The sequence below is a fragment of the Nonomuraea glycinis genome (assembly GCF_035920485.1).
GTDB lineage: Bacteria > Actinomycetota > Actinomycetes > Streptosporangiales > Streptosporangiaceae > Nonomuraea > Nonomuraea glycinis.
In genome coordinates this window covers 2,949,273-2,966,778 of the sequence record NZ_CP109166.1, presented here as the reverse complement: position 1 = coordinate 2,966,778, position 17,506 = coordinate 2,949,273, and the positions used below count along the sequence as shown (strand labels likewise).

The 17,506-nt window shown below is 68.9% G+C and carries 21 protein-coding genes, 2 tRNA genes and 1 other RNA gene; 15 read left to right on the top strand and 9 right to left on the bottom strand.

Going from position 1 to position 17,506, the window contains the following annotated elements; genetic code table 11:
- Window positions 1–5: 5 nt before the first annotated feature.
- An RNA gene (ffs, locus tag OHA68_RS13775) (signal recognition particle sRNA small type) lies at window positions 6–101 on the bottom strand.
- 119 nt (window positions 102–220) lie between these two features.
- On the opposite strand from ffs, the gene OHA68_RS13770 reads away from it, so the two are divergent.
- Window positions 221–308 (top strand) — tRNA-Ser (locus tag OHA68_RS13770).
- A 155-nt stretch (window positions 309–463) separates the two neighbouring features.
- Here the strand turns inward: OHA68_RS13770 and OHA68_RS13765 are convergent.
- From OHA68_RS13765 to OHA68_RS13750, 4 genes are all read right to left on the bottom strand, one after another.
- Window positions 464–1,474 (bottom strand): hypothetical protein, encoded by a 1,011-nt coding sequence (locus OHA68_RS13765; protein WP_327107977.1) that lies wholly within the window; start codon window positions 1,472–1,474, stop codon window positions 464–466.
- A gap of 52 nt (window positions 1,475–1,526) precedes the next feature.
- Window positions 1,527–2,015: a hypothetical protein gene (locus OHA68_RS13760; protein ID WP_327107976.1), complete on the bottom strand. Its 489-nt coding sequence runs from the start codon at window positions 2,013–2,015 to the stop codon at window positions 1,527–1,529.
- Between the two features lie 87 nt (window positions 2,016–2,102).
- Window positions 2,103–2,870, bottom strand: coding sequence for a phosphotransferase family protein (locus OHA68_RS13755; RefSeq protein ID WP_327107975.1), 768 nt, complete (start codon window positions 2,868–2,870; stop codon window positions 2,103–2,105).
- An 88-nt stretch (window positions 2,871–2,958) separates the two neighbouring features.
- The gene (locus tag OHA68_RS13750) at window positions 2,959–3,558 is read right to left on the bottom strand and encodes a LysE family translocator (protein WP_327107974.1); all 600 of its coding nucleotides are present in this window, start codon (window positions 3,556–3,558) and stop codon (window positions 2,959–2,961) included.
- Window positions 3,559–3,699: 141 nt separating this feature from the next.
- Here OHA68_RS13750 and ypfJ point away from each other — a divergent pair, with 141 nt between their 5' ends.
- From ypfJ to OHA68_RS13725, 5 genes are all read left to right on the top strand, one after another.
- Window positions 3,700–4,527, top strand: a complete 828-nt coding sequence (gene ypfJ / locus OHA68_RS13745) for a KPN_02809 family neutral zinc metallopeptidase (protein WP_327107973.1) — start codon at window positions 3,700–3,702, stop codon at window positions 4,525–4,527.
- Between the two features lie 48 nt (window positions 4,528–4,575).
- Window positions 4,576–4,872, top strand: a complete 297-nt coding sequence (locus OHA68_RS13740; RefSeq protein ID WP_189137501.1) for a type II toxin-antitoxin system VapB family antitoxin — start codon at window positions 4,576–4,578, stop codon at window positions 4,870–4,872.
- A complete protein-coding gene (locus tag OHA68_RS13735; protein WP_327107972.1) occupies window positions 4,844–5,860 on the top strand; it encodes an ABC transporter substrate-binding protein in 1,017 nt (338 codons plus the stop codon). The genes OHA68_RS13740 and OHA68_RS13735 overlap by 29 nt, the downstream gene beginning before the upstream one ends.
- A gap of 78 nt (window positions 5,861–5,938) precedes the next feature.
- Window positions 5,939–6,946 carry an ArsR/SmtB family transcription factor gene (locus OHA68_RS13730; RefSeq protein WP_327107971.1) on the top strand — a complete coding sequence of 336 codons (1,008 nt, stop codon included), beginning with the start codon at window positions 5,939–5,941 and terminating at the stop codon, window positions 6,944–6,946.
- 27 nt (window positions 6,947–6,973) lie between these two features.
- Window positions 6,974–7,375 carry a TIGR03668 family PPOX class F420-dependent oxidoreductase gene (locus OHA68_RS13725; RefSeq protein WP_327107970.1) on the top strand — a complete coding sequence of 134 codons (402 nt, stop codon included), beginning with the start codon at window positions 6,974–6,976 and terminating at the stop codon, window positions 7,373–7,375.
- A gap of 37 nt (window positions 7,376–7,412) precedes the next feature.
- Here OHA68_RS13725 and OHA68_RS13720 read toward each other — a convergent pair.
- The 4 genes from OHA68_RS13720 to OHA68_RS13705 all read right to left on the bottom strand — a co-directional run bounded on the left by OHA68_RS13720 (window position 7,413) and on the right by OHA68_RS13705 (window position 8,963).
- Window positions 7,413–7,502 (bottom strand) — tRNA-Ser (locus tag OHA68_RS13720).
- A 10-nt stretch (window positions 7,503–7,512) separates the two neighbouring features.
- A complete protein-coding gene (gene tadA, locus OHA68_RS13715) occupies window positions 7,513–7,968 on the bottom strand; it encodes a tRNA adenosine(34) deaminase TadA (RefSeq protein ID WP_268241353.1) in 456 nt (151 codons plus the stop codon).
- Window positions 7,965–8,438, bottom strand: coding sequence for a tRNA adenosine deaminase-associated protein (locus tag OHA68_RS13710; protein ID WP_327107969.1), 474 nt, complete (start codon window positions 8,436–8,438; stop codon window positions 7,965–7,967). Before OHA68_RS13710 ends, tadA begins: the two co-directional genes overlap by 4 nt.
- Window positions 8,439–8,453: 15 nt before the next feature.
- Window positions 8,454–8,963, bottom strand: a complete 510-nt coding sequence (locus tag OHA68_RS13705; protein ID WP_189137506.1) for a tRNA adenosine deaminase-associated protein — start codon at window positions 8,961–8,963, stop codon at window positions 8,454–8,456.
- A gap of 156 nt (window positions 8,964–9,119) precedes the next feature.
- Here OHA68_RS13705 and upp point away from each other — a divergent pair, with 156 nt between their 5' ends.
- The 9 genes from upp to OHA68_RS13660 all read left to right on the top strand — a co-directional run bounded on the left by upp (window position 9,120) and on the right by OHA68_RS13660 (window position 17,416).
- Window positions 9,120–9,758, top strand: a complete 639-nt coding sequence (gene upp / locus OHA68_RS13700) for a uracil phosphoribosyltransferase (protein ID WP_189137507.1) — start codon at window positions 9,120–9,122, stop codon at window positions 9,756–9,758.
- 131 nt (window positions 9,759–9,889) lie between these two features.
- Window positions 9,890–10,114, top strand: a complete 225-nt coding sequence (locus OHA68_RS13695; protein ID WP_189137508.1) for a hypothetical protein — start codon at window positions 9,890–9,892, stop codon at window positions 10,112–10,114.
- A gap of 96 nt (window positions 10,115–10,210) precedes the next feature.
- Window positions 10,211–10,369 (top strand): hypothetical protein, encoded by a 159-nt coding sequence (locus OHA68_RS13690; protein ID WP_189137509.1) that lies wholly within the window; start codon window positions 10,211–10,213, stop codon window positions 10,367–10,369.
- Window positions 10,366–10,899 (top strand): PH domain-containing protein, encoded by a 534-nt coding sequence (locus OHA68_RS13685; protein WP_327107968.1) that lies wholly within the window; start codon window positions 10,366–10,368, stop codon window positions 10,897–10,899. The genes OHA68_RS13690 and OHA68_RS13685 overlap by 4 nt, the downstream gene beginning before the upstream one ends.
- Before the next feature lie 135 nt (window positions 10,900–11,034).
- On the top strand, window positions 11,035–12,339 hold the full coding sequence (locus tag OHA68_RS13680; protein WP_327107967.1) for a helix-turn-helix transcriptional regulator: 1,305 nt from the start codon (window positions 11,035–11,037) through the stop codon (window positions 12,337–12,339).
- A gap of 103 nt (window positions 12,340–12,442) precedes the next feature.
- Window positions 12,443–13,117, top strand: coding sequence for a FadR/GntR family transcriptional regulator (locus OHA68_RS13675; protein WP_189137512.1), 675 nt, complete (start codon window positions 12,443–12,445; stop codon window positions 13,115–13,117).
- Window positions 13,118–13,530: 413 nt separating this feature from the next.
- Window positions 13,531–14,595: a tellurite resistance/C4-dicarboxylate transporter family protein gene (locus tag OHA68_RS13670; RefSeq protein ID WP_327107966.1), complete on the top strand. Its 1,065-nt coding sequence runs from the start codon at window positions 13,531–13,533 to the stop codon at window positions 14,593–14,595.
- Window positions 14,592–16,952, top strand: coding sequence for a molybdopterin oxidoreductase family protein (locus OHA68_RS13665; RefSeq protein ID WP_327107965.1), 2,361 nt, complete (start codon window positions 14,592–14,594; stop codon window positions 16,950–16,952). The genes OHA68_RS13670 and OHA68_RS13665 overlap by 4 nt, the downstream gene beginning before the upstream one ends.
- The gene (locus OHA68_RS13660) at window positions 16,949–17,416 is read left to right on the top strand and encodes a hypothetical protein (protein WP_327107964.1); all 468 of its coding nucleotides are present in this window, start codon (window positions 16,949–16,951) and stop codon (window positions 17,414–17,416) included. Before OHA68_RS13665 ends, OHA68_RS13660 begins: the two co-directional genes overlap by 4 nt.
- The last annotated feature ends 90 nt before the right edge of the window (window positions 17,417–17,506 follow it).

Sequence of the window (17,506 nt, the reverse complement as noted above, 5' to 3'; positions counted from 1 at the left end):
CCCAACGAAGAGACCCCTCGCACACCCGCCAGAGCCCGCTTATCCTTGCTGCCTTCCGGCCCTGGGGAGGTTCACAGGATGACGCCGCGCGAGGGGTCCTTCGACAGTCTAGCGGGACACGGCAGTGCTCGCTCCAGCCCATCACGCCGGAATATCTCGTACGACGCCGCCGGAAAAATGATGGTCTCCACACCCCCCGGAGTCCGGTAAGCTCATCGACGGAGGATTCGCCTAGTGGCCGAGGGCGCACGCTTGGAAAGCGTGTAAGGGGCAACCCTTCAGGAGTTCAAATCTCCTATCCTCCGCCAGTTCCGAAGGGGTGTGCCGTGATCACGGCACACCCCTTCTGGCTTTCCAGTCTCAGTTTCAGTCTCGGTTGGTGTCAGCTCGTCGCCTCGGACGGACGGTCGAGACCCACCTGATGGAGCTGTACGAGAACCGAGCGCGAGCCGTACCCCAGCGGCTAATGGGCCGGCCAGCGCAGCTTTCCTTCGGTGGTCAGGAGGGCCAGCTCGCCGTCCGCGGTGTAGGCGGCCGAGGCGGTGCCCGAGTGTCTGGCCACCGTACGGCCGACCGGGTCGATCACCTCGGTCGCACCGCCGTACGTGATCACGAAGGTTGTGCCGGACGGATGGGCACGGATCCACGCCTCGTCGGCTATCTCGCGTGACCACGTCTGCCGGCCGAGGGAGTCGACGCCGCTGATGCCGGTGAACCGCCTGTTGCCTCCGTCGCGCCAGTAGGCGTACACGACGAGGCCCTGCGTCCCGGCGGCGCATCCGGCGACGACCGGGAGGCTCGTGGTGATCGGTACCGGCTTGTCCGAGCCGGTCAGCATATAGGCGCGTTCCCCCTTGACCACCGCAGTGGTGCCCGATGCGCAGAGCGACTTGACCGGTTCGGCGAGCGTGTCGCGGGTCACCTCGCGCCAACCCCGCCGGTCGTGCCGGAACCACAGCGCCTGCTTGCCGGACGTCGCGACCGCGGTCGTCCTGGATGCGTCCTCCGCCCAGGAAAAGGCGCCGTTCAGGGGGATGCGCACGTCCTTGCCCGAGGGCCGGATCAGGCGCAGGCTGCCCTCTTCCGCGCCATCGCTCTCGACGATCACGGCGTCCGAGGCGTCACGTGCCGTCAGCACTCGCTTGACCCGGGCATCGGATGGCGCGAACACACCCGAGAGGGAACGTGGCTCGGGGTCCGCTGCCTCCGCCGAGCCGGAGAACACCGGGTCGGGACAGCGTGCCTGGCAGATCACGTCGCCGCCCCCGGCGTACGCGGCGTGGTCTCGCCAGAGCTCCTTGCCCGACCGGTCCAGCCCGTAGAACGCCCGAGCCCGGTTGTCGGCCACCACGGCACCCTCCGCGGACACGGCCACGATCGCCGGCGGGCGCTCGGTCACCGGCTTGGGCTGATCGGCCGCGGCGCCGCAGCCGGTCAGGAGCACCAGCAGGGCGAGCGCAGCTCGGGGGATCACAGATTCTGCTCCTGGGAGGGAGGGTGTGCCGCGCCACACCTGTCACGTGTCGTCAGGCCTTGTTGGTGGTGGCGGTGCACTTCGGGTCGGGGCCGCCGCCGTAATCGAAGATGAACCTGGCGTCAACGTGCCACCTCGTCTTGTACTCGACGTTCCGATAGGGATTCTTGGAGTGCCAGCCCGGCTTGATGTCGTCTCCGGATTCCCAGCTCCACAGCGTCTTGTCGGGCCGATCTGCCAGGGACTCACGGATCCTCAGTCTCACGTTGCTCTTCTTGCCAAGCGCTACCTTGCCCTTGGCACCCAGGTAGTACTCGATATCGTCGATATGGTCCCGTTCGTCGTATGACTTTGGCGTGTAGAAGACCCTGACTTTCCCGTAGTAGTAGTCGTAGGCGTTCTCATCGCACCGGTCACTGAGCTCCCGCTGCCCCGAGGCGGAGGTCGCCGAAGCCGAGACACCGGCCGTGGGGATGATCGCCAACGCCACCCCCAGAGCTCCGAAGATCGCGGTCTTCCGCAGGATGCCTGTCACACGCATGATGCCCTCTCGTCTGAGGTGATTCGGGTGCCGACAAGGGGCCAATTTAGGGACGTGCGGTATATCGGCGGTATGTCCACCATGCGCCTACAGCAGAGCCAGCATCCGCTTCGCCTGAGCGCGCTGGGGCTTCCCGCGCGTCCGCAGCAGCCAGTACAGCGCGAGCAGGCGACGGCACTCGGTGAGCCGGCCGGCCTCCTCAGCGGTCAGTTCCAGGCGTTCCAGTACGCCGGTCAGGCCGGCGGGGTCGGCGCGCCAGACCGAGATGTGCTCGATGACCTCGGCCAGCTCGAAGGCGCGGTCGCTGCGGCCGGAGTACTCGAAGTCGACGACACGCAGGTCGGTGCCGTCCCACAAGTAGTTGGCCAGGTTCCCGTCTCCGGTGCCGAACACCGGAGTGCCGGGCTGCGCCAGCAGCTCTTCCAGCCTCGGCTGTCCCACCCAGCTCGCAGCCTGGGCGAGCGCATCAGTGACCGCAGGGTTCCTGTCAGGAGACACCGTCGCGGACCAGGCTCGTACTTGCCGGAGGAGCTCGATCGGATGTCCGGCCCGCGCGGGCACCTGCTCCAGCACGGGCCGGGGAATCGCCTGCTGGACTCTCGTGACGGTCTCGGCCAGCGCGTCGGCCAAGTGCCCGCCGATCGGTCCACGTACGGCGGCGCCACCGAGCCTGGACATCACCACGGTCGGCGGATCAGCGTCCAGCTCGGCGCGTACGGGGACGGGCGCCAGTCCCGGCGCGTACTCGTCGAGCAGTTCCAGGGCTCGCCATTCCCGCTGGGGCCGGTCATGGTCCGTCGATCCGTAGCGCTTGATCACCACATCGTGCCGCAGCTCGATCTCGTGGTCTCCCACACGCTTTCCGATCTGTGCTGGTGACGGAGCGTGGGCGCGGTGCGGCATCCGCAGACGTCCGCCAAGGGTTGGTCGTGGGGTCAGGAGGCTAGGCCGTGGTGAGGGCCTTGGAGCGGTCGGTGGCGAGGTGGATGGCCATGCCGCCGAGCACGGTGCCCATGAAGTAGCGCTGCACGCGTACCCACAGAGGGCGGGTGGCGAGGAAGGTGGCGAGGCTGCCTGCCGAGATGACGATGAGGCCGTTGACCAGGGTGCCGACGGCGATCTGCGCGGAGCCGAGCGCGAGGCTCTGCAGCAGGACGTTGCCCATCGCGGGGTCGATGAACTGCGGGAGCAGCGACAGGTACAGGATCGCGATCTTGGGGTTCAGCAGGCAGGTGAGCAAGCCCATGGCGAACAGCCTGCGAGGCGGCTCGACCGGGAGCTCGCGGGTCTCGAACGCCGAGGTGCCGCCCGGCTTGAGCGCGTTCCAGGCGAGCCAGAGCAGGTAGGCGGCGCCGGCGAGCTTCAGGGTCGTGTACGCGGCCGGCACGTAGACGAAGATGGCCGTCAGGCCTAGGCAGGTGGCGGCCAGATAGGTGGTGAAGCCCAGGAAGACGCCCATGAGCGAGATGAGTCCCGCTTTGCGCCCCTGGGTGATCGACCTGGAGACCAGGTAGATCATGTTCGGCCCTGGGGTAAGCACCATACCCAGAGAAACAAGGGCAATCCCTAGCATTCCACCCGTCATATCGGCATGTTAACGGACGGCCGTACGTAGCTCTTGGCCGCGTCGAGCCTCGCTTTTGGGGAAGTTGCCACCTGGCAACCCAGCGGAAGGGACCCCGCCATGGACTTCAGGGACGACGTCAACCTCGACTCCTCGCAGGTCGAGGACGCCGGCGGCGGAGGAGGCGGTGGCGGGTTCCCGCGCGGCGTGGTCGTGGGCGGTGGCGGCATCGTCAGCCTGATCGCGCTCGTCCTGGTCTTCGTGCTGAACAACGTGGGCACCGAGCAGCCCGCCCAGCGCCAGCCCCCGCCGGCGAACCTGGCCGAGCGGTGCCAGACGGGCAAGGACGCCGACCAGACGGAGAAGTGCCAGGTCGTGGGCGTGGTCAACAGCATCCAGGACTACTGGAAGACCGAGCTGCCGACCTACCGCCTGGCCAAGACCGTGCTCTACTCGGGCGGCGTACGCACCGCGTGCGGCGCCGCCGACTCCTCCGTCGGCCCCTTCTACTGCCCCGGCGACCGGCGCGTCTACCTGGACCTGAGCTTCTTCGACCAGTTGCGGAGCCAGTTCGGCGCCAAGGGCGGCCCCTTCGCGCAGGCGTACGTGATCGCCCACGAGTACGGCCACCATGTGCAGAACCTGCTCGGCGCCCTGGAAGGCGGCAGTTCGGTGGCGACCGAGCTGCAGGCCGACTGCTACGCGGGCGTGTGGGCCAAGAACGCCTACCAGGGCGGCTTCTACGAAAAGCCGTTCACCGACACCGAAATAGCCGAGGCGCTCGACGCGGCGGCGGCCGTGGGCGACGACCGGATTCAGCAACGCAGCGGTGGCAGCGTCGACCCCGAATCGTTCACGCACGGCAGCTCGAAACAGCGGGTGGCCGCCTTCCAGCGCGGATACGCCACCGGAAAAGCCGCCGAATGCACGGCCGGCGACCTGGCCTGAACTCGGCCGAGAACACAAGTAATCGAAATCACGCCTAAAATCAGTGGGGTGATCTTCAAGCTTGTCGGCGACGGACGCCCTTATCCCGAACACGGCACGTCCAACCGCGAGTGGGCCCAGATACCCCCGCGGCAGGTCCGGCTCGACTCCCTGATCACCACCAAGGCCATGCTGGACCTGCACTCGCTGCTCGCCGCCGACTCCACCTTCTACGGTGACCTGTTCCCGCACGTGGTGCAGTGGCGCGGCGAGCTCTATCTTGAGGACGGCCTGCACCGGGCACTGCGCGCGGCCCTGCACCAACGATCGATCCTGCATGCCAGAGTTCTCGAGCTGCCGAGCTAGAAACGGACTCCGCCTCGGCGCCTGCCTGTCCCTGACCGGCAGGTTCGCCCGGTTCGGCACGCAGGCCCTGCACGGACTGACGATCTGGCGGTCCAGGACCGAGGCCGCCGAATTGGTCGTCGAGGACGACAGAAGCGACCCGAAGTTCCTGGATTCGGTATTTCCCGACCTGGCCAGACGGTGCGACCTGATCCTCGGTCCTTATTCGACGCACCTGATGCGCCGCGCGGGGAACATCGGCGCCCACCTCGACCTGCTGATCTGGAATCACGGCGGCTCGGGGGACGACGTCCAGCGGGCCCATCCCGGCCACCTCGTGTCCGTGCTGACGCCGGCGAGCCGCTACGCGGACCCGTTCGTTCAGCACGTGGCATCGGAGCTGGTCATCGTCCAGGGCAAGGGCGGCTTCGGCCGGCAGGTCGCCGACGGTGCGGTGACGCTGGCGCACGAGCTGGGCAAGGAGGTGGTCCGGCTGGGCCCGGACGACGACCTCCAGCGACCGGGGCCGTGGAGCCTGCTCTGCGCCGGCACGTTCGAGGAGGACGTCCAGACGGTACGGCGAGCCCGAGCCCTGCCGAATCCGCCGCGGTCGACCTGCGCGGTCGCGGCGGGTGTCCGCGCGTTCGGCTCGGCCGTCGAGGACGCCCAGGGCACGTACGGTGTCGGGCAGTGGTTTCCGGGGGCCGGTGGAGCCCCTGAGCTCTTCATGACGGAGTCGGACTTCCTCACCGCCTACCAGAAGCACGCCGGCGCCCCGCCGGACTATCCGGCGGTGCAGGCCGCTGCGACGGCGGCCATCGCCACGCACTGCGCGGAGCGAGCGGGCAGCACCGCGCGCGAGGCCCTGTGGCCGGTGGCCGCGGCCCTGGAGACCACCACGCTCTTCGGCGCTTTCAAGATCGACCCACACACCGGCGTCCAGGTCGGACACCAGACCGCCTTCGCCCGCTGGGCGGCCGACGGCCCTGTCGCACTCCGCCGACTCTGATCCGGCCGAAGCCGCGCACCCGGTCACCGTCCACCGGGCGTCAATCGCTTGGCGATCCCCGCCACGGAGGATGCGGGCATGACCGGGGGAAGCTTGAAGATCGTCTTTACCGATGAGGATCTGGTCCGGGTGCGCATCGCCTCGCGCATCGATGAGCTGTGGGAAATGGCGATGAGCCTGCACGTGCTGCAGAGACCGGGCGGAGGCGCGGACCTGACCGGCTGGCGGCGGCAGGCCCGCACCGACCTGGCCGAGGCGGGCCTGCTGACACCGGTACGGCAGCGGCTGGTGCCGTTGATGCCGATCAAGGCCTACTTCCCTGACTTCCTCACCCCGTACCACGCCCAAGCGGGACCGCGGAGCGGCATCGACGCGCTGGCCGACACCCCGCCCTCCCGGGTGCGCCACGAGGTCGACCAGCTACGCCGGCACGCCGCCCTGCCCGCCACCCTCGACGACCTCGCCCGCGGCGACCGGCGCGCCATCTCCGGGCTGGCCGGCCTGGCCGCCCGCTACTGCCGGACCGCCTTCGCCGGCCACCGCACCACAATGGAGCACGCACTGGGCCGCGAACGCACCCGGCTCACCCGCCTGCTCAGCGACCACGGCGTGGAGGCGATGCTCACCGGCCTGGGACCGCGCACGCGCTGGCGATCCCCCGTCCTGGAGACCGACTACGCCGCCGGCCGGTACGAGATCCAGCTGCGCGGCCGCGGCCTGACCCTGATCCCGTCCTACTTCTGCCGCTACACCCCGGTCGCGCTGGCCGACCCGAGCCTGCCACCCGTCCTGATCTTCCCCGCCCCCCGCCGAACCCCGGCACCCGACCCCGGCCTCGACGACGCGCTGCCCGACCTGCTCGGCCCCACCAGAACCCGCATCCTGCGCTGCGTCGCCGCCACCACCACCGGCTGCACCACCAGCGAGCTCGCCCGCCGAACCGGCACCTCGCTCTCCTCCGCCAGCGCCCACGCCCAGGTGCTGCACCGCACCGGACTGATCACCAGCACCCGCCACGCCAACATGGTCATCCACCAGATCACCCGCCTGGGCGCCGAACTGATCCACCACCGAACCCGGCTCTGACCACCGGCGCACTGATTCAATGACCTCATGGACCAGGCAGCCGCCCGCGAACGTTTCGCGGCGGCACGAACCGCCACGCTCGCCACCGTGGACGCGGCCGGGACCCCGCATCTCGTGCCCGTCGTGTTCGCCGTGCACGAGGACGTGATCGCCTTCGCCGTCGACCACAAACCGAAGACCACCACGAACCTCCGGCGGCTGCGGAACATCGCCCAGAACGACCGCGTCTGCCTGCTGGTCGACCACTACGACGACGACTGGTCACGCCTGTGGTGGGTCAGAGCCGACGGCCGGGCCGTCATCGCCGAGGATCCCGACCGATGGATCGAGCGACTGGCGGACCGCTATGCGCAGTATCGGGAGCGTCCGCCGCAGGGCCCCGTCGTCACCATCACGGTGGACAGGTGGCAAGGCTGGTCGGCCCGATGACACGAAGGGCCCCCGAAAGATCGGGGGCCCGGACGAGTGGCGGTGGTGGTGGGATTTGAACCCACGGATGAGTTGCCCCATCACACGCTTTCGAGGCGTGCGCCCTCGGCCACTAGGCGACACCACCGTCGACGAGCTTACCGGATCCGCCGAGTGGCGAAGAACTTCTTTAGGGCCGTGGAGCTCTCCTCGGCCAGTACGCCCATGACGACCTCCGGGCGATGGTTGAGCCGGCGATCCCTGACCACGTCCCAGAGCGAGCCGACGGCTCCGGCCTTGTCGTCGGTAGCGCCGTACACGATCCTGTCGATCCTCGACTGGACGGCGGCGCCCGCGCACATCGTGCAGGGTTCGAGCGTGACGACGAGCGTGCAGCCGGTCAGCCGCCACTCGCCGCGCCGGCGGGCGGCCTGCCTGAGGGCGAGCACCTCGGCGTGCGCGGTCGGGTCGGCGGTGCTTTCGCGGTCGTTGCCGGCGGCGGCCAGGACCTCGCCGAGCGGGCCGAGCACCACGGCGCCCACGGGCACCTCGCCCCTGGCTCCGGCGGCGACGGCCTGCTCCAGGGCCAGGCGCATCGCGTCCGCGTGGTTCACCGCAAGCGGTCGAGCTCGTCGGCGAAGGACAGCCGCTCGGCCAGCACCGAGAGGATGTCGGCCGGGAGCATCCCTTCCTCCACGCTCAGCTCCAGCAGCTCCTCGGAGGTCACGCCCAGGTCGCTGAGCAGCTCGAAGTCGCCTGCGGGGCGTACGCCGAGCTCGGTGGCCTCCTTGTCGGGGGCCACGCCCGCGAACTCGGCGAACAGCTCACCGAGGTGGTCGGAGAGGATCGCGTGGGCGTCGGAGAGGAACACCCGGGGCTCGTCGTCGCCGCGGTAGCGGACGATGGCGAACCACTCGTCCTCCACCTCGACGCAGAGCAGCGCCAGCTCGTCGCCCGCCAGGCCGAGCGCTTCGACCACGGCGTCGCCGAAGTCGTCGACGATCTCGGAATCACGCAGGTCGACCTCGGCGCCGCTCCAGCCGTCGGAGGTCTTGACGAAGGCCGCGGAGAAGGTGTTCGCCATGTGCGCTCCAGGGGGTCAGTCGAAGACCGATGCGATGGCCCGCTCGAACGGCTCGGAGAAGCCGAGCCGTGCGGCGATGCTGGACAGCACCTCATCGGGCAGCAGGTCGACGTCGCCGGACAGAATGCCCAGCTCCATCTCGTCCAGTCCGAGGTCAGCGAAGATCGACAGATCGCCGGCGGGCAGCGCGGTGTCCTCGTCCTGAAGGATCTCGTCGAGCTCGTCCTCGTCGGGGACCGGCACGTCGAGGTAGTCGAGAACCTGTTCGGCCAGCGGGAAGTCCCAGGACGCGGCGATGTCGGAGAGGAAGACATCGACCCGTTCGCCGAGCACGCGCAACGCCACGAAGAACTCATCCCCCACGGCGACCAGGCCAATCGTGCCGCTCTCGCTCGGCTGCTGGCGCAAGGCCTTGATCAGCCCGTGCAGATCGGACGTGAGTGCGACGGGCAGCAACTCGGCGTCCCAGCAGTCGTCCTCGAGATAGACCACGATGGCGAAATCAAGTGCGTCTTCGTCTGTCATCGCGATCCCCCACACCCGACCCTGTCAGTACAGAGCCTCTTCGGTTTCCAATCGTTCCAGACCTGACCGGCCGGCGTGTGCCCCTCCGACCAAATTGTGATCAAAACAGCGGACGCATCATGCCGGTACGTTCCACACAAGATAGCGTTGTCCCTTATGGAAACCCTCGTCGTCGACCATCCGCTCGTGGCTCACAAGCTCACCGCGCTGCGCGATGTCCGTACCGACTCGCCCACCTTCCGCCGGCTGGCGGACGAGCTGGTGACGCTGCTGGCGTACGAGGCCACGCGGGACGTACGGGTCGCCGAGGTGACGGTGGAGACCCCGGTGGCCACGGCCACGGGCGTGCGGATGGCCAAGCCGTACCCGCTGGTCGTGCCGATTCTGCGCGCCGGGCTCGGCATGCTCGACGGCATGACCAGGCTGCTGCCCAAGGCGGAGGTCGGGTTCCTGGGCATGGTCCGCAACGAGTCGACACTGCAGGCCGAGACGTACGCCACCCGGCTCCCGGACGACCTGTCGGGGCGGCAGTGCTACGTCGTGGACCCGATGCTGGCCACCGGCGGCACGCTGGCGGCGGCCGTGCAGTTCCTGTTCGACCGCGGGGCGGACGACGTCACCGCCCTGTGCCTGCTCGCCTCACCCGAGGGCCTGGCGCACATGGACGAGGTGTTCGCCGGCAGCGGCAAGCCGATCCGGGTGGTGACGGCCGCGCTCGACGAGCGGCTCAACGAGAACGGCTACATCGTGCCCGGTCTCGGCGACGCGGGCGACCGCCTCTACGGCGTCGTCTGACAGGTCTTTTCCAGCACACGGACCACCCTCTTCGTTACATACTGTGTTTGCATGGGTACGAAGAGCGAGGAAGGCAACTTCCGCTGGTGGGGGAGCAGGATGAGCGTTTGTCCGATCGCCGGGGTGTTCTCGTGAACGATCGCACCGAGGCGGATCCGAATCCGTACGCGGAAGTGGAGACGGCGCTGCGCGAGGAGTTCGCGGGTGTCCACTCCGCTGCCACCGTAACGCGTTGCGTGGATGCGGCGCACTACGGCGCGCTGGAGGTCACAGGCTACGCGCATCCGAGTCTCGTCGAGCGGATCGCGCGCAAGCATCTTCACGTTCTGGCTCTGGTGGCCAGCGAACGTGGCTAAACAAGATCGAAACTAGCTCGCGATGCCACCTTTACCCCGGCTACAGGGTGGGTAATGTATAGGGCGGGCGGAGTGAGTAAGTGTACGGAGGCGACAGTGCAGGTCAAAAAAGTCCTCAGCTACGGTGGTGTCGCGTTTGTCGCGTACTACCTGTTCGCACGACCATCCGATGCCGCTGACGCGGTCAAAGGGGCGTTCGACACCGTGTTCAACGCAGCCGACTCTCTGGCTCAATTTGTGAACCAACTCGCATGAGACTTGTGACCCACGGGGACTCTGCTCCGTCGTCGGTCAACCGTTATCTCCTCCCCCACGAACAACAGGTCATCATGGTGCGGCGCCACCCCGCCGTGCTGCTTCGTCCGATCGCCGAGGTGTTCGGCGGTCTGATCATCGCCGGACTGCTCAGCAGGTTCTTCGGCGGAAGTGCGGGGGGTGGCACGGCTCTGGTCGTCGTGTGGTGGCTCTGGCTGCTGCTCCTGATCCGTTTTGTCTGGAAAGTCGCTGAGTGGTCGGTCGACTACTTTGTGGTTACCTCTAAGCGGATGCTCTTGACCACGGGCTTGATCACGCGCAAGGTCGCGATGATGCCGCTCGGAAAAGTTACCGACATGAGCTTCCAGAGAAGTCTGCTTGGGCGCATGCTCGGCTACGGAGAGTTCATCCTCGAGTCAGCCGGTCAGGACCAGGCACTCTCCACCGTCGAGTACATTCCGTATCCCGAGACCCTCTACCTGGAGGTCTGTCAGATGCTTTTCCCAGGCAAGGACGACGGAGACGATTAATCTCCGCGTGGAGAATTCTTCACGCGGGGATACCCGATTCGGCTACTTCATGCAATCATTGCGTGTTGTTGACCCTTCCCCGCCTTGAGAGATGAGATGCCGAGTCAGGGAACCATCGGTGACCGCGTCCGAGGATTGCGGCTGAACAGGCGCATGTCGCAGGCCCAGTTGGCCGGACCCGACCTGTCGGACAGTTATGTCTCGCTCATAGAGTCGGGTAAGCGCACACCGACTCCTGTCGTCGCACGCCTGCTGGCCGAACGGCTGGGGTGCACCACCGAGTTCCTCCTGCATGGGATCGAGCCTCGGCAGCGCATCGACACCGAGCTCGGCCTGCGTCATGCCGAGTTGGAGCTGCAGCACGGCGATCCCGCCGTCGCCGCGGAACGTTTCACGGAGATCGTGAAGGCCGCCGACGAGGACAACGCCATGCTCACCGCGCACGCGCGGCTGGGCAGAGCGCGGGCTCTGGAGGCGCAGGGACGGCTCGGCCAGGCGGTCGAGGCCTTCGAACGCCTGCGCAAGGAGGCCGCCGCGCACCCCGAGCGACTGGCGGACCTGCCGCTCACCGTCGCGCTGAGCCGCTGCTACCAACGGGCCGGCGACCGACTGCGCGCCCGCGACCTCGCCTGCAAGGCGCTGGAGCAGGCCGAGCAGATGTCCATCACCCAGGGTGAGATCGCCATCGACCTGGCCGCCGCGCTCGTCGTGGCGCGCGGCGACCGCGAGGGGCAGTCCGCCGAGCTCGCTTTCGTCAAGAAGGTGCTGGACGTAGCCGGCGTTCCTGAAATTGTGGACCGTTCCGGAGAGATCCACGCGCTCTGGCAGGCGAGCAGCGCGGCGGCCGCGGGCGACGACTCCGCGCTGGCCGTACGCCTCGCCGACGACGCCGTCAACGCCGGCCGTCAGGAGCGGCTCGCGCTGCAGCTGGCCAGGACCGCCATGCACTGGGCCCGGCTGGAGAGCGCCCCCCTGAGCGAGGCGGAGCGGCTGTCCGCGGCCGCGGCGCACACGTTCGCCTCGGCCACGGGCAGGGAGCGCGAGCACGGTGAGAGTCTCATCGTGCGCGCCAGAGTCAAGGTGCGCGCAGGCGATATCGCGCTCGCGGGCAAGCTCGCGGGCGAGGCCCTCGACCTGCTGCCTGACGCTCCCGGCACGGCCGCGGCCGAGGCCAACCTGGTGCTCGCCACGGCCGCGCTCAGCCTGCACGGCGACCCGGCCACGCATCTCGGTAGGGCTCGCGCGCTGCTGGCCGACCGTGACCGGCAGGTGTTCGGCTCCGACCGGCCGGCCGCCCGCTGCTGGCGCGAGCTCGGCGACCTGTACGGCCAGGTGGGGGACCGTGCGCAGCAGACGGCCGCCTACCGCAAGGCCCTCGAATCCGCCGGGGTCCGCTCCATGATGGCCGGGCTCACGGTCGACGCCACCCTTTCCCACTGACCTCCGGGGGGCTCCAGGCCGGCGTCTTCCGGCCTGGAGTAGACTAGGGTTCTCCAGTCATTGACTCATAGGATGATTGGTTTCCCCCGGAGGAGGCGCGACTGTGAGTCTGCGTACAGCGCAGCGGGCTTCGCTGGTTGATCAGGTGATCGACCAGCTCAAGGAGCAGATCACCTCAGCGTCGTGGCCGATGAACGGCAAGATTCCGACCGAGACCGTGCTCGCGGAGCAACTCGGGGTCGGACGCAACACCGTTCGTGAGGCCGTGCGCGCGCTCACTCATGCCGGGCTCCTGGAGTGCCGACAGGGTGACGGCACCTACGTCCGCGCCACCAGCGAGCTCTCGGGGGCCATGCTCAGGCGGCTGCGGCAGGCCGAGCAGCTGGAGATCCTGGAGGTGCGGCGGGCTCTGGAGATCGAGGCCGCCCGCCTGGCCGCCACCCGGCGCACCGACGAGGACATCGTCCTCATCGAGGCCGCGCTCGCCGAGCGGGACAAAGCCTGGGAGGCCGACGACCCCGACCTCTTCGTCGAGGCCGACCTCGCCTTCCACATGGCCGTCGCGCACGCCACCCACAACTTCGTGCTCATCGACCTGTACGAGGACTTCTCCGCGGCGCTGCGGGCCAGCATCACCGCGGCGGGCACCTCGCTCAACAAGAGCTACATCCCGCACGACGCGATAGCCCGCGCCATCACCGCCGGCGACGCCACCGCCGCCGAGCGGGCTGGCCACGCGTGCATGGAGCACATCCTCATCGCCCTGACCGACGCTTAACCACAGCGGCGGCCACCCGCGCGGCGTTCGGCGTCGTCGGCGTTCCGCGTCGTCAGAGTTCGGCGTGGTCAGGGTCCGGCGTGGTCGGCGTTCTGCATGGTCGGCGTCGAAGTTCTCGAACGCGCGGGGTCCGGGACGTGGTGTGATCCACCCCGGCTGGCCGCGTGCACTACGGTTCCGTACACATGTGGTCACGTCGTGTTCTACGGGTCGCCCCGGTTGCCTAAAATCAGTTCTGACCTGCATCTCCCCTGGTTTCGTCCCTTGCTGTCGCGGCACACCGGCACCTACGTCGGGTGATTCCGTTGCCGGGGAGGCAGGCACATGCAGCAAACGGCCGTCCGGGAGCGTGTCGCGGCGCCGGCGGAATCCGGTCGCCCGCCCTGTCGATCCTCGGTCGGTCCAGTCTCGCCATGAAGCGCCTCCGTCAGGAGATCGCGGACCTTCACCCGGGCTACGCCGCCCTGGTGATGGCCACCGGGATCATCTCGACCGGTCTCGCCCTGTTCGGGTGGGTCGTGTTGTCCGATGCGCTCCTGGTGGTGGCCATTGTCGCGTTCGCCGTCCTGCTGGCGGCCTACGTCTGGCGGCTGGTCGCCTACCCGCGACGCGCCCTGGCCGACGCCCGGGATCCTGGCCGGGCCTTCGGCTATTTCTCGTTGGTGGCGGCGCCCAACGTGCTGGGGATCCGGCTGGCCCTCGACCACCACCTGCTCGCCACCGCCGTGCTGGCCCTGTTCAGCGTCCCGGTGTGGTTGGTGCTCACCTATGGCGTCCCCGGGGCCATGATCGTGGGTCGCCGCCGGGAACCGGTGCTGCCCGGAATCAATGGGAGCTGGTTCATGTGGGTGGTGGGCACCCAGTCCCTTTCCGGCGCGGCCGCCACCTTGGCCGCCCACCGTCCCGACCTCATGCCCGCCCTGGCCCCGCTGGCCGTGGGCCTCTGGGGGATCGGCGTGATCCTGTACCTGATGCTGACCGGCCTGGTCACCACCCGGCTGCTCGATGATCCCGTCACCCCGCACGCGTTGAGCCCGGCCTACTGGGTGTACATGGGGGCCACGGCCATCACCGTGCTCGCCGCGGCCACGATCCTCAGTCTCCCGGCGACACTGCCGATCGTGGAGGCGACCCGCGAGGTGGTGTCCGGTGTGGCCTTCATGATGTGGGCGTTCGGGACCTGGTGGTTCCCCCTTCTGCTGATCTTCGCGATCTGGCGGCACCTGGTACGCGGCCCGCCGATCGGCTACGAGCCCACGCTGTGGAGCATGGTCTTCCCGCTGGGCATGTACGCGGCGGCCAGCGCCGGCTACGGCCGGGTGACCGGACTCGGGTTCATGGTCGCCATCGCCCACGTGGAGGTGTGGGTCAGCCTCGTCGTCTGGACGGGGGTCGCCATCGCCATGGGCCGATCGCTCCTGCGCCGAGCGGACGCCGGCCCTCTCGCAACCACACAACGAACGGAGGATTCAGGATGAACAGTGAGCGCATCACCGACATCTGGGGCGACCGGACCCCGCATACGGCGGGAAGCACCTGGCCGGTGCGGGTCGACCAGTTCCTGGCCGACGGCATGACCGAGGGCGACGTACAGAAGTGGGTGCGCAGCGCCTGCCTGCTGTGTTCCAACGGTTGCGGACTGGAGATCGCGGTCACCGACGGGCGGATCGTGGGCGTGCGGGGCCGGGCCGAGGACCGGGTCAACCATGGCCGGCTCGGCCCGAAGGGGTTGTACGGCTGGCAGGGCGAGCAGCACGAGCGGTTGACGGCGCCGCTGATCCGTGCGGGCGGCCGGCTCGTAGAGACCGACTGGGACACCGCCATGTCGCGGGTGGTCGAGCGGTCCCGCGAACTGCTGGACACCCGTGGGCCGCTGTCGCACGGATTCTTCACCTCCGGGCAGCTCTTCACCGAGGAGTACTACACCCTCGCGATGATCGGGAAGGGCGGGATCGGCACCCCGCACATGGACGGCAACACACGCTGGTGCACGGCCACCGCGGCGGCGGCGTTCGGGGAGACGTTCGGCTGCGACGGGCAGCCCGGCTCCTACACCGACATCGACCACTGCGACACGATCTTCCTGTACGGCCACAACGTGGCCGAAACCCAGACGGTGCTGTGGGCGAGGATGCTCGACCGGCTCGACGCCGCCGACCCGCCCCGGCTGGTGTGCGTCGACCCGCGCCGGACCAAAGTCGCCGCCCGGGCCACGCTTCACCTGCCGATCCGCAACGGGACCAACCTGGCCCTGATGAACGCGCTCGTGCACGAACTGATCGCCCGCGGTTTCGTCGACACCGACTACGTTCAGGCGCACACCATCGACTTCGACCGGCTGGAGGAGCTCACGCGGGACGCGACCCCGCGATGGGCGGCGGAGATCTGCGGGGTGCCGGCCGCCGACATCTCCGCGGCCGCGGAGATCTTCGGCGCGGGCGACCGGGTGGTGTCGACCTGCTCGATGGGCTTCTACCAGTCCCACCAGGCCACCGCCGCGGCCTGCCAGGTGAACAACCTGCACCTGCTGCGCGGCATGCTCGGCCGCCCCGGAGCGGGGGTCCTGCAGATGAACGGCCAGCCGTCCGCGCAGAACAACCGGGAGGTCGGCTGCGGTCCGGCCCTGCCGGGGTTCCGCAACTGGGAGAACCCCGAGCACGTGCGCGAGCTGGCCGACCTGTGGAACGTCGACCCGATCGTCATCCCGCACTGGGCCCCGCCGACCGACGGCATGACCATGTTCCGGTACGCCGAGCAGGGCTCCATCGGGTTCCTGTGGATATCCGGGACCAACCCCATGGTGTCGATGCCCGACACCGCCCGCATCCGTCGCATCCTCGAAGGCGAGCAGTGCTTCGTCGTGGTCTCCGACGGCTACCCCACCGAGACCACCGAGCTGGCCGACGTCGTGCTCCCGGCGGCGCTGTGGGGTGAGAAGACCGGGACGGCCACCAATGTCGACCGCACCGTGCACCTGTTCGACCAGGCCGTCGAGCCGCCCGGACTGGCCCGCAGCGACCTGGCCATCTGGCTGGACTACGCCCACCGGCTCGGCCTGACCGACCAGGACGGGGCGCCGCTGCCGGCCTGGCGGAGCCCGGAAGAGGCCTTCGAGGAATGGAAGAGGTGCACCGCCGGCCGTCCCGTGGACTACACAGGGCTCACCTACGAGCTGCTGCGCGAGCGCGGCGGCATCCAGTGGCCCTGCGGCGAGCAGGCGCCCGACGGCACCGAGCGGCTCTACACCGACGCCGTCTTCCCCACCACGTTCGACGCCTGCGAGACCTTCGGCCACGACCTGGCCACCGGCGCGGGGGTGACCGAAACCGAGTTCCGCGCAGCCGGCGCGAACGGACGGGCCATCCTCAGAACGGCGGCATACGAGTCCGCATATGAGCTGCCTGACGAGGACTATCCGCTGCGGCTGACCACCGGGCGCACCGTCTACCACTGGCACACCCGTACCAAGACCAAGCGCGCGCCGCAGCTCCAGCAGGCGGCGCCGGCGATGTGGGTGGAGCTGTCCGAGCCGGATGCCGCCCGGCTGGACATCGCCGAGGGCGACATCGTCAGGGTCACCTCCCGCCGGGGCAGCATCGAAGCACCGGCGCGCATCTCGCACGTGCGTGAAGGCGTGGTCTTCGCGCCCTGGCACTACGGCGGCGACACCGCCGCCAACACGTTGACCGTCAGCGCCTGGGATCCGGTCTCCAAGCAGCCCGAGTTCAAGGTGGCGGCCGTCTCCGTCGAACGGGTCCGCGCCGGCGACGGGCCCGCACCGGCGCCTGTCACCACCGCGTCCGCTCCTGTCCACGACACACCCGTACGGCGGTGATCGCGATGCATCTGCCCACCTATCTCACCCTGCTCAGCACCGCCGAGCAGGCACTGGCCGCCTCCTACGGATGCGTCGCCGACGGCCACGCCGAGGAGGCCGACGTACGCTACCCCTGCGTGCACTTCGGCCACCGCTGCACCCAGCACGCCGAGACGCTCGCGCCGATCCTGCCGCGATATCAGGATCGGCGGCAGGCCGAACCCGACCGGCTGAGCCCACCGGCGATCTCCGTGGCCCGCGCCGGACCCATCGGGCTGCTACGCGATCTACAGGACCTCTACCAGCTTGCTCACCTGGTCGACATCACCTGGGTGCTGGTCGGGCAGGCTGCCGCCGGCGCACGCGACCGCGCCCTGCTGGACGTCGTCGCCGCCTGCGGTCCCGATATCACCGCACAGCTCGCCTGGCTGAGGGGCCGCATGAAAGCCGCCGCCCCGCAGACCCTGCTCGCCGCGCCCTGAGCGGCATCCCTGGTCGCGCCCTGAGCGACATCCCTGGTCTCTCGTCGCGCTCTGAGCGGCATCCCGAGCTGAGACCGCGCCGTGGGGCCG

What these genes read in the sequence shown, in the direction of transcription:
- OHA68_RS13760 (WP_327107976.1), bottom strand. Translation starts at nt 2,015, where the DNA reads ATGCGTGTGACAGGCATCCTGCGGAAGACCGCGATCTTCGGAGCTCTG.
- OHA68_RS13750 (WP_327107974.1), bottom strand. Translation starts at nt 3,558, where the DNA reads ATGGTGCTTACCCCAGGGCCGAACATGATCTACCTGGTCTCCAGGTCG.
- ypfJ (WP_327107973.1), top strand. Translation starts at nt 3,700, where the DNA reads ATGGACTTCAGGGACGACGTCAACCTCGACTCCTCGCAGGTCGAGGAC.
- OHA68_RS13735 (WP_327107972.1), top strand. Translation starts at nt 4,844, where the DNA reads ATGCCAGAGTTCTCGAGCTGCCGAGCTAGAAACGGACTCCGCCTCGGC.
- OHA68_RS13730 (WP_327107971.1), top strand. Translation starts at nt 5,939, where the DNA reads ATGACCGGGGGAAGCTTGAAGATCGTCTTTACCGATGAGGATCTGGTC.
- OHA68_RS13725 (WP_327107970.1), top strand. Translation starts at nt 6,974, where the DNA reads ATGGACCAGGCAGCCGCCCGCGAACGTTTCGCGGCGGCACGAACCGCC.
- OHA68_RS13710 (WP_327107969.1), bottom strand. Translation starts at nt 8,438, where the DNA reads ATGGCGAACACCTTCTCCGCGGCCTTCGTCAAGACCTCCGACGGCTGG.
- OHA68_RS13705 (WP_189137506.1), bottom strand. Translation starts at nt 8,963, where the DNA reads ATGACAGACGAAGACGCACTTGATTTCGCCATCGTGGTCTATCTCGAG.
- upp (WP_189137507.1), top strand. Translation starts at nt 9,120, where the DNA reads ATGGAAACCCTCGTCGTCGACCATCCGCTCGTGGCTCACAAGCTCACC.
- OHA68_RS13685 (WP_327107968.1), top strand. Translation starts at nt 10,366, where the DNA reads ATGAGACTTGTGACCCACGGGGACTCTGCTCCGTCGTCGGTCAACCGT.
- OHA68_RS13670 (WP_327107966.1), top strand. Translation starts at nt 13,531, where the DNA reads ATGAAGCGCCTCCGTCAGGAGATCGCGGACCTTCACCCGGGCTACGCC.
- OHA68_RS13665 (WP_327107965.1), top strand. Translation starts at nt 14,592, where the DNA reads ATGAACAGTGAGCGCATCACCGACATCTGGGGCGACCGGACCCCGCAT.